This window comes from Phaeobacter sp. JH20_34 (assembly GCF_048056095.1).
Classification (GTDB): domain Bacteria; phylum Pseudomonadota; class Alphaproteobacteria; order Rhodobacterales; family Rhodobacteraceae; genus Phaeobacter; species Phaeobacter bryozoorum.
In genome coordinates, this window is the sequence record NZ_JAYMWT010000029.1 from 1 (window position 1) to 14,226 (window position 14,226).

The 14,226-nt window shown below is 60.1% G+C and carries 13 protein-coding genes and 1 tRNA gene; 7 read left to right on the forward strand and 7 right to left on the reverse strand.

All coding sequences use genetic code 11. The features are described 5' to 3' along the window. Nucleotides 1-254 precede the first annotated feature (254 nt). Nucleotides 255-797, forward strand: a complete 543-nt coding sequence (locus VWZ81_RS19550) for a DUF2938 domain-containing protein (protein WP_416536727.1) — start codon at nucleotides 255-257, stop codon at nucleotides 795-797. Nucleotides 798-903: 106 nt separating this feature from the next. Here the strand turns inward: VWZ81_RS19550 and VWZ81_RS19555 are convergent, their stop codons facing one another. The 3 genes from VWZ81_RS19555 to VWZ81_RS19565 all read right to left on the reverse strand — a co-directional run bounded on the left by VWZ81_RS19555 (nucleotide 904) and on the right by VWZ81_RS19565 (nucleotide 2,437). Continuing rightward, nucleotides 904-1,920 (reverse strand): Fe(3+) ABC transporter substrate-binding protein, encoded by a 1,017-nt coding sequence (locus tag VWZ81_RS19555; RefSeq protein WP_340546860.1) that lies wholly within the window; start codon nucleotides 1,918-1,920, stop codon nucleotides 904-906. A gap of 238 nt (nucleotides 1,921-2,158) precedes the next feature. Next, entirely contained in the window at nucleotides 2,159-2,284 is a 126-nt protein-coding gene (ykgO, locus tag VWZ81_RS19560; RefSeq protein ID WP_008562923.1) for a type B 50S ribosomal protein L36, read from the reverse strand. A gap of 78 nt (nucleotides 2,285-2,362) precedes the next feature. Continuing rightward, nucleotides 2,363-2,437, reverse strand: a tRNA-Val gene (locus VWZ81_RS19565). A 160-nt stretch (nucleotides 2,438-2,597) separates the two neighbouring features. Here VWZ81_RS19565 and VWZ81_RS19570 point away from each other — a divergent pair. After that, nucleotides 2,598-3,458, forward strand: coding sequence for an N-formylglutamate amidohydrolase (locus tag VWZ81_RS19570; RefSeq protein WP_416541866.1), 861 nt, complete (start codon nucleotides 2,598-2,600; stop codon nucleotides 3,456-3,458). Between the two features lie 14 nt (nucleotides 3,459-3,472). On the opposite strand, the gene VWZ81_RS19575 is transcribed toward VWZ81_RS19570, so the two are convergent. Next, entirely contained in the window at nucleotides 3,473-4,753 is a 1,281-nt protein-coding gene (locus VWZ81_RS19575; RefSeq protein WP_416537833.1) for a DNA polymerase IV, read from the reverse strand. 194 nt (nucleotides 4,754-4,947) lie between these two features. On the opposite strand from VWZ81_RS19575, the gene VWZ81_RS19580 reads away from it, so the two are divergent. Then, nucleotides 4,948-5,370, forward strand: a complete 423-nt coding sequence (locus VWZ81_RS19580) for an NUDIX hydrolase (protein WP_416537825.1) — start codon at nucleotides 4,948-4,950, stop codon at nucleotides 5,368-5,370. A 506-nt stretch (nucleotides 5,371-5,876) separates the two neighbouring features. Here the strand turns inward: VWZ81_RS19580 and pyrF are convergent. Then, nucleotides 5,877-6,608: an orotidine-5'-phosphate decarboxylase gene (gene pyrF / locus VWZ81_RS19585; protein WP_416537826.1), complete on the reverse strand. Its 732-nt coding sequence runs from the start codon at nucleotides 6,606-6,608 to the stop codon at nucleotides 5,877-5,879. 323 nt (nucleotides 6,609-6,931) lie between these two features. Between pyrF and clpB the strand changes: the two genes are divergently transcribed. Next, nucleotides 6,932-9,550: an ATP-dependent chaperone ClpB gene (gene clpB, locus VWZ81_RS19590; protein ID WP_416537827.1), complete on the forward strand. Its 2,619-nt coding sequence runs from the start codon at nucleotides 6,932-6,934 to the stop codon at nucleotides 9,548-9,550. A gap of 77 nt (nucleotides 9,551-9,627) precedes the next feature. Here clpB and VWZ81_RS19595 read toward each other — a convergent pair whose 3' ends face one another. Next, on the reverse strand, nucleotides 9,628-10,185 hold the full coding sequence (locus tag VWZ81_RS19595; RefSeq protein WP_340546854.1) for a hypothetical protein: 558 nt from the start codon (nucleotides 10,183-10,185) through the stop codon (nucleotides 9,628-9,630). Between the two features lie 87 nt (nucleotides 10,186-10,272). Continuing rightward, complete coding sequence (locus VWZ81_RS19600; RefSeq protein WP_416536735.1) at nucleotides 10,273-10,647, reverse strand: DUF302 domain-containing protein; 375 nt, start codon at nucleotides 10,645-10,647, stop codon at nucleotides 10,273-10,275. Between the two features lie 247 nt (nucleotides 10,648-10,894). Between VWZ81_RS19600 and VWZ81_RS19605 the strand changes: the two genes are divergently transcribed. The 3 genes from VWZ81_RS19605 (at nucleotide 10,895) to msrQ (ending at nucleotide 13,976) form a co-directional block, all read left to right on the forward strand. Continuing rightward, nucleotides 10,895-12,388 carry an FMN-binding glutamate synthase family protein gene (locus VWZ81_RS19605; RefSeq protein ID WP_340546853.1) on the forward strand — a complete coding sequence of 498 codons (1,494 nt, stop codon included), beginning with the start codon at nucleotides 10,895-10,897 and terminating at the stop codon, nucleotides 12,386-12,388. Between the two features lie 70 nt (nucleotides 12,389-12,458). Then, nucleotides 12,459-13,379, forward strand: a complete 921-nt coding sequence (gene msrP, locus VWZ81_RS19610) for a protein-methionine-sulfoxide reductase catalytic subunit MsrP (protein ID WP_416541867.1) — start codon at nucleotides 12,459-12,461, stop codon at nucleotides 13,377-13,379. After that, nucleotides 13,380-13,976, forward strand: a complete 597-nt coding sequence (msrQ, locus tag VWZ81_RS19615) for a protein-methionine-sulfoxide reductase heme-binding subunit MsrQ (protein ID WP_340546851.1) — start codon at nucleotides 13,380-13,382, stop codon at nucleotides 13,974-13,976. It begins immediately after the preceding gene. Nucleotides 13,977-14,226 lie beyond the last annotated feature (250 nt).

A 14,226-nucleotide genomic window follows, 5' to 3' on the forward strand; every position in this document is an offset into this window, starting at 1 on the left:
TTCTCGCTCTGCATCTGTGAATTCGACCCGAAGCTATAGGTGGTCTTTTCCAGCCCGTCCACCCACGGCGCGACGTGAGGTAAAGGACTATGGATAGCGGTCATTCGGTGGTTTTCGCGTTCGTATCGGCTTTGCTGGGGGGGTACCTCAGACAATGCAATTGGCGGCCGGCGGTCCTCAGCACCTAAAATCACTGTGACCCGAGGGTGGATGTCCCCTGCGGGAGCCAAAATCACACAAGAGGGATGGATGCCGTGTTGAACCGCAATGACTTGATAATCCGCATTGTTCTGCTGGGGGTGGGGGCAACCGCCTTCATGGATCTGTGGGCCGTCGTCGCCGATGCGCTATTTGGCGTGCCGCAAAGTAATTTTGCCGTGGTGGGGCGCTGGCTGGGGTACATGCCGGATGGGATCTTCACCCATGAAAGCATCGGCAAGGTCCCGCCGGTGGCGAATGAGGCCGCAATCGGCTGGACTGCGCATTATGTTGTGGGCGTGATTTTTGCGGCGCTGTTTGTCGCGCTAGGCGGGCAGCGCCAGCTGCTGAAGCCGGGGCCGGTTGCGCCGATTCTTTTTGGTCTGGTGACGGTGGTTGCGCCATTCTTCATCTTGCAGCCTGCCTTGGGGGCCGGAATCATGGCTTCGAACAAACCGAACCCGGACATTGCGCGGCTGAAGAGCCTGATGTCGCATTTCTCGTTCGGGTTGGGTCTCTATGTTGTCGCCTATGGCCTGTCGCGCCTCGCGCCGAAGGGTCAGCATGGATCAAGTGACCAGATTTCACCGGCAGAATAGACAGACGACTGCCGCGTTGGAAAACAAGAAAGGCGCAGGAGAGTCTCCTGCGCCTTTCCCGTTATTCGGCTGCGGTGGCTGCTCGGCCTTGCAGCGACCGGGTCAGTTACTCCCAACCCACCTGGTTGAAGATCTTCTGTGCGGTGGGGATGTTCTGCGCTACGTCCGACAGCTGCACGTCATCGGGTTTGAAGTGGCCGAGCGCCGCAATGCTGGGCGCAAGCGCAACACCCGGAACCGCCGGGTACTCATCATTGCCTGCGGAGAAATACTGCTGCGCCTGATCGGAGGCGAGGTATTCGAGGAACTTGATCGCGTTCTCCTTGTTCGGTGCGTTCACTGCAACACCGCCACCGGACAGGTTCATGTGGGCGCCTTCTGCGTCCTGCGCAGGGAAGACCCAGCCGATCATGTCACGTTCGGCGGACAGACCTTTCACGTCTTTGCGGATGGAGCGGGCGAAGTAGTAGCTGTTGCCAACGGCGATTTCGCACTCGCCGGAGACGATGCCGCGCAGCTGATCGGTGTCGCCGCCCTGGGGCGCGCGGGCCATGTTGGCAACGACGCCTTTTGCCCAGTCGGTTGCGGCTTCTTCACCGTGATGCGTGACGATGGAGGCCAGCAGAGTCTGGTTGTAGGTATTGGTCGAAGAGCGGATGCAGATCTGACCTTTGTAGGCGGGATCCGCGAGGTCGAGATATGTCTTCGGCGGGTTGGCGACATCTGCCTTGTCAAAGAAGATGATGCGCGCACGCTGGGAGAAGCCGAACCACTGGTTGTCCGCATCCTGCAGATAGCCGGGAACGCGGGCTTCCAGGATGTCGCTGTCGATGGCCTGAAGGAGGCCTTCGTTCTTGGCACGTGCCAGACGCGATGTATCAACTGTCAGCAGGATATCGGCGGGGGAGTTCGCGCCCTCGGCGCTCATCCGGGCGATCAACTCGTCAGCCTTGCCTTCGATCCGGTTGATCGTGATGCCGGTGGCCTCTTCGAAGTCGGAATAGAGCCGTTCGTCGGTATCGTAGTGGCGCGAGGAGTAGAGGTTCAGCTCACCCTCGGCAGCGGCAGATGTTGCGACGGCGGCGACCAAAGCGCCTGCAAGAATGGTGGTCGATTTCAGCATGGTACTTCCCATCTATTCAAAACACTCGGGGGGATCTTGGCCACTGGCGTCGAACCCGACTGATTTGCTCAGATAAAGAGTTTCACCAAAAATGCAAAGCAAAACTGACAAAAACGATCAGAAAAAGAGATGGGCCGTTACAACCCTCTTGAGGTCACCGGCAAGAGAGGCCTGAAAACACAAAAAAACCGCATCCGAAGATGCGGTTTTCTCAAATCAGCTATGCTGCGTCTGGCGATCAGCCCTGGCGTGCTTTAAAGCGGCGCTGGGTCTTGTTGATCACATAGACACGGCCCTTGCGACGCACAACGCGGCAATCACGGTGCCGGTTCTTGAGCGAGCGGAGCGAGTTCTTGACCTTCATGGCCTATCTCCTGTTCTGCGGCGCGAACCAGCGCCTGGGTTGCGGGGCTCCGATCGTAGGACCAGAGCAATGAATTCATGGTGGGCGATACAAGGTTCGAACTTGTGACCCCTTCGATGTCAACGAAGTGCTCTACCACTGAGCTAATCGCCCATGAATACCCACGCTTTCGGCCGGCCCCAAATTGAAAGGGGCGCGGATGACCGCGCCGGTGAGGGGGTCTATAAAATGAGTCGGAGAGGGGTGCAAGAGCTTTTGACCGCAGAAATTTCCGGTCTATGCTGTTTCTTGTATTTGAGCCGCCGGAGCCTGCATGTCTGACACAGTATATTTGGTGGAAATGCCACAGGAATTGCGGTCTGGGGTGGTTTTTGCCTCGCCGCATAGCGGATCGGATTACAGCGCGGCTTTTCTGGCGCAGACGATTCTCGATCCTTTGCAGCTGCGCAGTTCAGAAGACGCCTTCGTGGATGAGCTGTTTGCCGCCGCGCCGCGATTCGGGATGCCCCTGCTGACCGCGCGGGCGCCACGGGCCTATGTCGATCTCAATCGATCAACCGAAGAGCTGGATCCGGCGCTGATCGAAGGCGTCATCAAACGGGGGCAGAACCCGCGCGTGGCCTCTGGCCTGGGGGTGGTGCCGCGCGTGGTGGCCCATGGGCGGGCGATCTATCATGGCAAGCTGAGCCGGGCTGAAGCAAGTCACCGGATTGCCACCTATTGGCGCCCCTACCACGCGGCTTTGCAGCAGCTACTGGACCAGGCCCGCATCGGCTTTGGCCTGGCCGTGCTGATTGACTGTCATTCGATGCCGCACGAAGCGATTTCGGCCGCAGGACGGCGGGGGGCTGGGCTGCCGGATGTTGTGCTTGGCGATCGTTTCGGCGCGGCGGCCTCGGCCGAGATCATGGACCGGGTCGAAGCGGCGTTTGTTGGCGCAGGTTTGCGGGTCGCGCGAAACACGCCTTTTGCCGGGGCTTATATCACACAGACCTACGGGCGCCCGTCACGGGCGCAGCACGCGGTGCAGGTCGAGATTGACCGCTCACTCTATATGGATGAGGCGCGGATTGAGAAAACCTCTGATTTTGCAGCGCTGCAAAAGGTGCTGTCCGATGTGATTGCCGAGCTGTCGCAGCTGAACTGTGAACCGATGCCGCTGGCTGCGGAATAAACACAGGCGGCTGTTCAGCGCAGGGCGCGACCCTTCTGGATGGCCGATTTGCCGAAGCGTTCGCGAATTGCATCCGTGGCCCGCTCCGCCTTTGCGCGCTGCCCGGCCTGTGGATCCAGAAGGTCGCCGGTGATATCGGCCTGCGTTTCGGGCACCAGCTCGGAGATGCCGCAGCCAAGTAGCCGGTAGGGGCCTTCGTCGCCGACCTGATCCAGAAGCGCCCGCGCCGTTCGGTAGATCATGTCGGCAATCTGGGTCGCATCTCGCAGAGATTGCCGCCGGGTGAGGCTGCTGTGATTGGCGCGCTTCAGCTTCAGCGTCACCACCCGCCCTGCAAGCTGTCGGGCTTTGGCGCGGTCAGAGACTTTTTCGGCCAGCCGCCACAGGTGACCGTCCAGCACCTCCAGACTTGCGGTGTCCTCGTAGAAGGTGGTTTCGTTCGAGATGGATTTCACCGGCGCATTGGCCGACACCCGCCGCCGGTCCTGCCCGCGCGCGAGATGCCAGAGCCGTTCCCCCATCGAGCCGAACCGCGCGTTCAGATCAGTGCGGTCCCAGCGCAGCAAATCCGAAAAACTGCGGATGCCGGCTTTGTCGAGCGACGCCTGAGCGGCTGGGCCGATACCCCATATCAGGCGCACCGGTTTGTCTTTCAGGAAATCGGCTGTCTCCTCTTTGCCAATCACCGAGAATCCGCGCGGTTTGTCGAGGTCGGAGGCGACCTTTGCCAGGAATTTGTTGTGTGACAGCCCGATTGATCCTGTCACGCCCAGCTCGTCCTTCATGCGTTTGACCAGCCGTGCCAGCATCACCGCAGGTGGCGCACCATGCAGCCGCTGGGTGCCAGACAGATCCATGAAGGCCTCATCCAGCGACAGGGGTTCCACATCCGGCGTCAGCTCATCCATCATCGCTCGGATCTGGCGGCTGACCTCGACATAGACATTCATCCGCGGCTTTATCACCACGGCGTCCGGGCAAAGCTTGAGCGCCTGAAACATCGGCATGGCCGATCGCACACCGCGAATGCGCGCCACATAGCAGGCCGTAGAGACGACACCACGCCGCCCGCCCCCGATCACCACCGGTTTGTCGGCAAGCTCGGGATTGTCGCGTTTCTCAACGCTGGCGTAGAAGGCGTCGCAGTCCATATGTGCAATCGACAGCGAGAACAGCTCCGGGTGCGCCTTGATCCGTGGGCTCTGGCAGCTTGGGCAGCGCTTTGGATTTGGTGTCTGGCCGTTTTTTGGTTTGAGGACACCATAGGACAAGCACTCCCGGCACAGCACCTGCAGGCGCCGGGGCGCATGGCTGGGCGTCTCCAGCTCAGACGGAGCCGTGTGATCGGGCGGTATGTGCGATTGGTCTGACATGGGGCGGAGGCGTTGAGGCCGAAAGGGTCGGGGAATCTGATGGTGCTGCGGGGGCGCTCAGAGTAGCCTCTGCCACAGCAATTGTCTTTAGATCATCTGACATGGTGAGAGCAGCAATGACATTCAACGGCGCCAAGCTGGCGCTTTTCATTGGCGATAGGCTGCTGGTGATCGAGCGTGATGCCTATCCGCATATTCCCTACCCCGGCCATTGGGATTTCCCAGGCGGCGGGCGCGAAGGCGAGGAAACACCGGAAACCTGTGCGCTGCGCGAAACGGAAGAAGAGGTTGGGCTGGTCGTGCAGGAGGTGGATCTGGTGTGGCGGCAAAGCTATGAGCGGCGCAATGGTGTCGTCTGGTTTTTTGTCGCGCATCTGTCGGCCGCGCGGGAGCACGACATTCGGCTGGGCGATGAAGGTCAGAGCTGGGCGCTGGTGCGTCCTGAGTGGTACATCGGGCATGAGCTGGCGGTGCCGCATTTTGCGGAATATCTGCAAAGCTACCTGACACGCCCTGCCAAAGCTGGTGGCATAGGATAAAATGTGCGGTATCACCCTTGGCGGATCGCCTGTCAGCGGCTGAATATCCGGGGCTGAAAAGAAAGAACCCCCGCTGCTGTAGCGGGGGAGGTGACGAACCTCAGGAAGAGCAAGGCCGTCAGGGGAGTGTCTCCCGTATAGGGTCGGTCATTTTGACCGCTGGGCAAAGGCTGTAAGGCAGGATTATGTAATTCTGCCTTTGATTGTGTGCTTTTGCGGGCACAGGACAAAAGGGCGCAATTTGCTGCGGTGAAACGCAAAATACTGTTGTAATACTGTAGGTTGACGTTAGGTAATCTTGGCGCAAATGTGGCAGAATTCCCGTCCGGCATGGATCTGATGAAAAGTTTTATTTCGGCCAGATCTTTGAGTGGCGAGTGGGTCTGCCCGCCGCCTTCGGGTCAATCTGACCAGAAAACCCGTCGGGCAGATCTGTGCCGACGGGTTGCCCGTGTTGAATAAGTGTAACTGATGCCGTGTGGGACGCGCCGCAGGCGGGGGCCGGTTTACCGTGGCAAACTGGCCAGAATATCTTCGGCGGCGCTGCGCGGGGCGTCTGCTGCCCAGATCGGGCGACCGACCACAATATGATCGGCGCCGGCCTCCAGCGCACTTGCTGGGGTTGCCACCCTTTTCTGATCTCCAAGCGCCGCACCGGCAGGGCGGACGCCGGGGGTGACGATCAACTTGCCGGTGGCTTCTGGCAGGGCGCGGATCAGCGCCGCTTCCTGCGGGCTGGCGATTACGCCATCGGCCCCGGCCGCGAGAGCTAGCCCCGCGCGCTCTTGTACCAGATCGGGAATGTCGCCTGATTTTATCAGGGCTTCATCCAGATCGGAGCGGTCCAGCGAGGTCAGAATGGTGACACCAAGGATCTTGAGACTTGTGCCGGCGGCACCTTCCTTGGCAGCGCGCACCACATGGGGGTCGCCATGCACGGTGAGAAAGTCGAGGTCGAACTGGGCCAGCCCCCGAACCGCGGCCTCAACCGTGGCGCTGATATCAAACAGCTTCATATCGAGGAAAATTCGTTTGCCGCGCTCCTGTTTCAGCTCATTCGCAAGCGCCAGACCGCCACCGGTCAGCATCCCCAATCCGATTTTATAGAAGGAGACCGCGTCACCAAGCGTGTCGGCCAGCTGAAGCCCGGCAAGCGCATTGGGCACGTCCAGTGCAACGATCAGCCGGTCGTCGGCTTTGGCGTCAGGGGAAGAGTGGCTGGTGGAAGAAGCGGACATGAAGGTTCCTCGTCTTTTGTGCGGCGGTTCAGGCCGTGTGACGGTAGGGGTGGTCTTGGGATCGCACTGCTTTTAGTGCCGCCGCCTCGGTTGGGAAAGGGAAAAACGGGCCCGGCGGGGCGGTGGCAGGGTGCGACAAACCGATCGAGGGAGTGGCTGAATGAGCAAGCGGTTGATCTGGGTCAGGGATTTGGTGACATATTTGCCGCATAGTAGCCTTGAAGAGAGGATAAGACCTCCCACATTGGACAGGAGGCCCCGACCGGGACGTGCCGCAGAGCGGGCGTCACCAGAAAAGGGGGCGCTTATATAAGGAGAGCAAGATGGACTTGAACAAGTTCACTGAACGGGCGCGTGGTTTTGTGCAGGCGGCCCAGACGATTGCCCGACGTGAAGATCACCAGCGGCTGATGCCGGAGCACCTGTTGAAGGCGCTGATGGATGATGACCAGGGGCTGGCAAGCAATCTGATCACCCGCGCCGGTGGTAACCCGACCCAGGTGGTCCAGGCGCTGGAACTTGCGGTTTCGAAGCTGCCGAAGGTGCAGGGCAATTCCGCAGACATCTATCTGGACGGCCAGACCGCCAAGGTGCTGGATGAAGCGGCCAAGATTGCCGAGAAGGCTGGCGACAGCTTTGTCCCTGTCGAGCGGGTGCTGATGGCGCTGTGCATGGTGAAATCCAAAGCCAAGGAAGCGCTGGCGGCTGGTCACGTGACCGCCCAGGCGCTGAATGAGGCGGTGAATGACATCCGCAAGGGGCGCAAGGCAGACAGTGCCAGTGCCGAAGATGGCTATGACGCGCTCAAGAAATATGCCCGAGATCTGACCGAAGCTGTGCGCGAGGGCAAGATTGACCCGATCATCGGCCGCGACGAGGAAATTCGCCGCGCTATGCAGGTGCTGAGCCGCCGGACCAAGAACAACCCGGTGCTGATTGGTGAGCCGGGGGTTGGTAAAACTGCGATTGCCGAAGGTATGGCGCTGCGCATCGTCAATGGCGATGTGCCGGAATCCCTGCGTGACAAACAGTTGCTCTCGCTTGATATGGGCGCATTGATTGCCGGGGCCAAATACCGGGGCGAGTTTGAGGAACGGCTCAAGGCGGTGCTGACCGAAGTGACCGACGCCGCAGGCGAAATCATTCTGTTCATCGATGAAATGCACACGCTGGTTGGCGCGGGTAAATCCGATGGCGCGATGGATGCGGCCAACCTGATCAAACCGGCGCTGGCGCGGGGCGAACTCCACTGTATCGGCGCAACCACTCTGGATGAGTACCGCAAATACGTTGAGAAAGACGCGGCGCTTGCCCGGCGGTTCCAGCCTGTCATGGTGACGGAACCCACTGTGGAAGACACTATTTCGATCCTGCGGGGCATCAAAGAGAAATACGAGCTGCACCACGGTGTCCGTATCGCGGATGCGGCGCTGGTCGCGGCGGCCACCCTGTCGCATCGCTACATCACCGACCGGTTCCTGCCGGACAAGGCGATTGACCTTGTTGATGAGGCTGCGGCGCGTCTGCGGATGCAGGTCGACAGCAAGCCAGAAGAGCTGGATGCGCTCGACCGTCAGATTCTGCAGATGCAGATCGAGGAAGAGGCGTTGAAACTCGAGGATGACGCGGCCTCCAAGGATCGGCTGGATACCCTGCAGAAAGAGCTGTCGGACCTGCAGGAGAAATCCGCAGAGATGACCGCACAGTGGCAGTCCGAGCGGGACAAGCTGGCTTCGGCCCGTGAGCTGAAGGAGCGGCTGGACCGTGCGCGAGCGGATCTGGATGCAGCCAAACGTGAAGGCAACCTCGCCCGCGCAGGGGAGCTGTCCTACGGCGTTATTCCAGGCCTGGAAAAGCAGCTGAGCGAGGCTGAAGCCTCTGACCGTAACGGTTTGATGGTCGAAGAGGCCGTTCGTCCGGAGCAAATCGCCGGCGTGGTCGAGCGCTGGACCGGGATCCCGACATCCAAGATGCTCGAGGGCGAGCGCGAGAAGCTGTTGCGGATGGAGGCGGATCTGCATGGTCGTGTGATTGGTCAGGACACTGCGGTCACGGCTGTGGCCAATGCGGTGCGGCGCGCCCGAGCCGGGCTCAATGACGAGAACCGCCCGCTGGGGTCGTTCCTGTTCCTTGGTCCGACCGGTGTCGGCAAGACCGAGCTGACAAAGGCGGTGGCTGAGTTTCTGTTCGATGATGACAGCGCCATGGTGCGCGTGGATATGTCCGAGTTCATGGAGAAACATTCGGTAGCCCGCCTGATCGGCGCGCCTCCGGGATATGTCGGCTATGATGAGGGGGGCGTGCTGACCGAGGCCGTCCGGCGCAAACCCTATCAGGTTGTTCTGTTTGACGAGGTGGAGAAGGCCCATCCGGATGTCTTTAACGTGCTGTTGCAGGTGCTGGACGATGGGATGCTGACCGATGGACAGGGGCGGACCGTCGATTTCAAACAGACTCTGATTATCCTGACCTCCAACCTCGGTGCGCAGGCGCTCAGCCAGCTACCGGATGGGGCGGATGCCGCCGATGCCAAGCGGGATGTGATGGACGCGGTGCGTGCGCATTTCCGTCCTGAATTCCTGAACCGTCTGGATGAGACGATCATTTTTGATCGCCTGGGACGCAAGGACATGGATGGCATCGTCACGCTACAGCTGGCGCGGCTTGAAAAGCGGCTTGTGGGTCGCAAGATCGTGCTTGAGCTGGATGAGGGTGCAAAGACGTGGCTGGCGGATGAAGGATATGATCCGGTGTTCGGCGCCCGCCCGTTGAAACGGGTGATCCAGCGGGTCTTGCAGAACCCATTGGCGGAGATGCTTCTGGCCGGAGATATCCGCGATGGCGACACGGTGCCTGTAAGTGCCGGTGTCGAAGGTCTGATCATCGGCGATCGCATCGGCTCCACCGATCGGCCGCGCCCCGATGATGCGGTGGTGCACTAAGCTGACACGAAGAAGGAAGGCCCGCCGATCCGGCGGGCCTCTCTTATAAATGTCTGCTCATTGCTATGCGCGGCTGTTCAATTTCTGGCCATCACGGCCGTGGCCCCTCTGCGCCGCAGGACGGTCAGGCGGGGTTCCCAGTCATACCGGGGATCCTTGGCCGTTGCGGACCAATACAACCTGCCACCATAGCGCCATGGGTCCAGCACGATGCCGCCGTAGATATCCGCTCCCTTCGGGGCGATCACTGCGCTGCTGTGTTCAATCCGAAAGCTGTTTCTTGGCTCTGCGATGGCCCGTAGAACCGTAAGGCTTTGAAACCCTTCGCTTTGCAGCCGGGCCTGCATGTCCTCGGCGTAATGATAACAAAGGCCGCGTTGTTTGACGCCGGTATTGACGAGGGTGTTGTGCAGGATCGGTGAGGTTGTCACCTGATACTCCTGCGCAAGCGCGGTAGCGTGGCGATAGGCAATCAGCGCGGCTCTGGCCGCTTCTTCCGGATCGACTTGCGGGCCAAGTGCTTCAATCGCGTGGCGAAGCTGGCCGACCTCATCCGATTGGGTGTCCGTGCCCGGTGCGCAGGCAGCGATCATCGTGCCCGCGAGCAGCAGAAGCGAAACAAGGATGGACTTCATGCAGGATCTGTCCGCTGTCAATTTCCGTGGTGATCAGACTATCAAAGTCGGCGCCAGGAGGCAGCGGAAAAACTCAAACGATGGGTCTTACTCCTCGATTGCCTCCAGGACGATGTCATTCAGCAACGACTGGATCAGCTGCATGTCGCCATCAGGGAAAGCGCGAAAGCCGATTGTCGTGATCTCGCTGCCGGGCTGCTGTGCGACGAAGATATCGTAGGGGCAGAAGGTGATATTCATCGGATTGGCTTCCATCACCTTGCGCGACAGGCTGGCGGAGCAGAAAGAATAGACCTCGGCCTTTTGGAACAGAACGACGTCAGAGCCGACATCCTCGCGCGTCCGCTCCAGCATCTCTCCCACATGGCTGATATGATCGACCACAAACCCACGATTGGTGATCGCGCTTTCCAGCCCAAAGGTGACATCATCGAAGGCGAGATCGGTCTGATAGCTGACCATATCCGCCGTTATTGTCGGCTCGGCCGTGACAGGGAGGGATAACGCGATGAATGCCCCGTAACCCAGCCACAGAAGGCTGGCGAAGCGGCGTCCCGTGCGAAATGCAGCGGTTATTGCGGTGGATTTTGTCATGGTCCTCTCCCAATGTGATCAAAGGTGACTTGCCCGCCCGGTGGAATACACCAATTTGGTCTAGGGCGAACGGGCCGATGGGCAGCGCGTTCCATTATCATATAGGAGTTTTTGCATGGGTTTCGCGGCAAATGCCATAGAATTCCTCGCATATGCCTTTGTCTTTGCGTTGGGGGCACTGGCATTGGTGGCTGCGGGGCTGTTCGTGGTTGATCGGGTGCAGACCGAGGACGCGGTGCGCCGCAATTATCCGGTGATCGGTAGGTTTCGCGGCCTGTTCAGCACCTTGGGAGAGTTTTTCCGCCAGTATTTCTTTGCCATGGACCGCGAGGAGATGCCCTTCAACCGCGCGCAGCGCGAATGGGTGGGACGTGCCGCAGAAGGAAAGGGGAATACCGTTGCCTTCGGCTCGACCCGCAATCTGAACGTGCCGGGGACGCCAATCTTCGTGAATGCGGCATTTCCGGCCTTGGATGAGGGCAAGGCCTGTTGCGAGCCGCGCCTGATCGGGCCAACCGCCCGTCAGCCCTATATGGCACCCTCGTTCTTCAATATCTCCGGCATGAGTTATGGGGCGCTCTCTGCGCCGGCCGTCCGTGCCCTCAGCCATGGGGCAAAAGAGGCCGGTGTCTGGATGAACACAGGCGAGGGTGGTCTGAGCCCCTATCACCTGGAGGGGGGCTGCGATGTGGTGTTCCAGATTGGTACTGCCAAATACGGCGTGCGCGATGAGAACGGCGGGCTGAGCGACGAACAATTGCGCAAGGTTGCCGCCCATGATGCGGTGCGGATGTTTGAGCTGAAGCTGGCGCAGGGAGCAAAACCCGGCAAGGGTGGGATCCTTCCCGCGGCCAAGGTCACCCGGCAGATTGCCGAGATACGCGGCATCCCGGAAGGCGAGGACAGCATCTCCCCCAACCGGCATCCGGAGATTGCCAATTACGATCAGCTGCTGGATATGATCGCGCATCTTCGGGAGGTCACAGGCAAGCCGGTGGGGATAAAGCTGGTGGTCGGTGCTGAGACGGCCCTGCGCGAGTTGTTTCTGAATATTGCCGCCCGCAGGGACGACAGCGCGCCGGATTTCATCACCGTGGACGGTGGCGAGGGCGGAACCGGAGCCGCGCCTATGCCGTTGATTGATCTGGTTGGGATGTCTGTCCGGGAGGCACTGCCGCTGGCGTGCAATCTGCGCGATGAATACGGGCTGAAGGACCGCATTCGCCTCATCGCCTCTGGCAAGCTCGTCAATCCGGGCGATGTTGCCTGGGCGCTGGCGGCAGGCGCCGATTTTGTGACCTCGGCGCGGGGCTTCATGTTCTCTCTGGGGTGTATTCAGGCGCTGAAGTGTAACCGCAACAGCTGTCCGACAGGTATCACGACCCATGACAAGCGCCTGCAAAAGGGGTTGGTGGTCGAGGAAAAATCCACCCGCGTCGCGCGCTATGCCAAGGAGATCATCCATGAGGTGGAAACCATCGCGCATTCCGTTGGCGTGACCGAACCGCGTCAGCTGCGTCGTCGACATGTCAGGATCATGCAGGAAGATGGGCGCAGTCGGCCGATGAATGAGCTTATGCCAGGTTACAGTGCCATCGCGGAGACGTGAGAGGATATGTTTTGGACTGTGCCGCCCGCTGGCTTAGATCCTGCAGATACCCATACTAAGGAGACGCCGCATGGCCCACCGCTGGAAGAACGATCTGAGTGACGGCGACGTCACGCCTTATTCGGCTTTTCTGAACCGACGCCAGATCATGGCCGGTCTGGGCGGCGCTGCGGGGCTTGGTCTGGCGGGTTTGGCTGGCGGCACCGCACAGGCCGCAACGGAGGCGGAGCTGGAACCCAACAGCTGGGAAGACGTGACCAGCTATTGCAACTTCTATGAGTTCGGCACCGGCAAGGGGGATCCGGCTGCCTATGCCGGTCAGATGACCACCCAGCCCTGGAGCGTCGAAATCGATGGCCTGGTCGAGCGCCCGGGCAGCTACTCCATGAAGCAGATCATGGAGGCTATGACGCTTGAGGACCGGATCTATCGCTTCCGCTGTGTCGAGGCCTGGTCGATGGTGGTGCCCTGGCAGGGGTTTGAACTGGCGGATCTGCTCAATCTGGCCGGGGTGCAGGAGGGCGCGAAATATGTCGCCTTCGAAACCCTCTACCGGCCGTCGGAAATGCCCGGCACAGCCTATAAGGTGCTGGACTGGCCCTACCGGGAGGGCCTGCGCCTTGATGAGGCGCAGCACCCGTTGACGATCATGGCCACTGGCATCTTTGGCAAATCGCTACCCAATCAGAACGGGGCCCCGCTGCGACTGGTGGTGCCGTGGAAATACGGGTTCAAGTCGATCAAATCGATTGTCCGTATGACTCTCACCGATCAAGAGCCGCAGACCAGCTGGAACATGGCAAATGCGGGGGAGTACGGCTTCTATAGCAATGTGAACCCCAATGTGGACCATCCCCGCTGGAGTCAGGCCACCGAGCGCCGCATTGGCGGGGGGCTCTTTGCTCGCCGCGAGCCGACCCTGATGTTCAACGGCTATGAAAAAGAGGTGGCCGCGCTCTACGAGGGTATGGATCTGGCAAAGAACTTCTGAATGCAGCGCATCAACGATACAATTCGGGTCGTGCCCATCTGGCTGATCTATCTGCTGGGTGTACTGCCCGCAGGCCTGCTGTTCTATCAGGGGCTCTCCGGCGCGCTTGGCCCTGAGCCGATCAAGGCGCTTGAGCATGAATACGGCAAACTGGCGCTTCAGCTGCTCGTCGTCACCCTCGCTGTGACACCGCTGCGTCGGCTGCTCGGGCTGAACCTGATGCGGTTTCGCCGGGCCATCGGTCTTCTGTGTTTCTTCTATGTCAGCTGTCACCTGCTGGTCTGGCTTCTGTTGGATGTGCAGCTGCTCGGTCAGATTCTTGCCGATATTGTTAAGCGCCCATATATCACCATCGGCATGGCGGCCTTTGTTCTGATGCTGCCGCTCGCTCTGACCTCCAATAACGCTTCGGTCCGGCGTTTGAGAGGTAAATGGCGTAGCCTTCACCGGTTGACCTACCCGGCCGCTCTGTTCGGAGCCCTGCACTATGTGATGCTGGTGAAAGGCTTTCAGCTGGAACCGCTCATCTACATGGGGCTGATCCTTCTCCTGCTGGCACTCCGCCTGCCGGCGGTCCAGCGGTTGAGGCCCGCCTGAGTCGCGGTGCGAGGCGTATCTCGATCGCAGAAAGCTCCTGCCCGTGCGTATGGCGAGTCGAAACATCGCAGCGAATAGCCCTCTCGACTCGCCCGGACATGAGCGCAGACGACAGCGACTCGGAGCTGAAACCGGTTGCAGCTTTGTTCCTGCTGGGAAAATGGCCCGATCCTGCCAGGGAAATGTGGTATCCTCGATGGAGAAGTTTTCGTAAGCATCTGAAAATAATAGATTTTTGAGAAATTCATCA

Excerpts from the sequence above, each read along its gene's own strand:
- VWZ81_RS19555 (WP_340546860.1), bottom strand. The coding sequence starts at position 1,920 with ATGCTGAAATCGACCACCATTCTTGCAGGCGCTTTGGTCGCCGCCGTC.
- ykgO (WP_008562923.1), bottom strand. The coding sequence starts at position 2,284 with ATGAAGGTCAAGAACTCGCTCCGCTCGCTCAAGAACCGGCACCGTGAT.
- VWZ81_RS19570 (WP_416541866.1), top strand. The coding sequence starts at position 2,598 with ATGTCTGACACAGTATATTTGGTGGAAATGCCACAGGAATTGCGGTCT.
- VWZ81_RS19580 (WP_416537825.1), top strand. The coding sequence starts at position 4,948 with ATGACATTCAACGGCGCCAAGCTGGCGCTTTTCATTGGCGATAGGCTG.
- pyrF (WP_416537826.1), bottom strand. The coding sequence starts at position 6,608 with ATGTCCGCTTCTTCCACCAGCCACTCTTCCCCTGACGCCAAAGCCGAC.
- clpB (WP_416537827.1), top strand. The coding sequence starts at position 6,932 with ATGGACTTGAACAAGTTCACTGAACGGGCGCGTGGTTTTGTGCAGGCG.
- VWZ81_RS19595 (WP_340546854.1), bottom strand. The coding sequence starts at position 10,185 with ATGAAGTCCATCCTTGTTTCGCTTCTGCTGCTCGCGGGCACGATGATC.
- VWZ81_RS19600 (WP_416536735.1), bottom strand. The coding sequence starts at position 10,647 with ATGGTCAGCTATCAGACCGATCTCGCCTTCGATGATGTCACCTTTGGG.
- VWZ81_RS19605 (WP_340546853.1), top strand. The coding sequence starts at position 10,895 with ATGGGTTTCGCGGCAAATGCCATAGAATTCCTCGCATATGCCTTTGTC.
- msrP (WP_416541867.1), top strand. The coding sequence starts at position 12,459 with ATGGCCCACCGCTGGAAGAACGATCTGAGTGACGGCGACGTCACGCCT.
- msrQ (WP_340546851.1), top strand. The coding sequence starts at position 13,380 with ATGCAGCGCATCAACGATACAATTCGGGTCGTGCCCATCTGGCTGATC.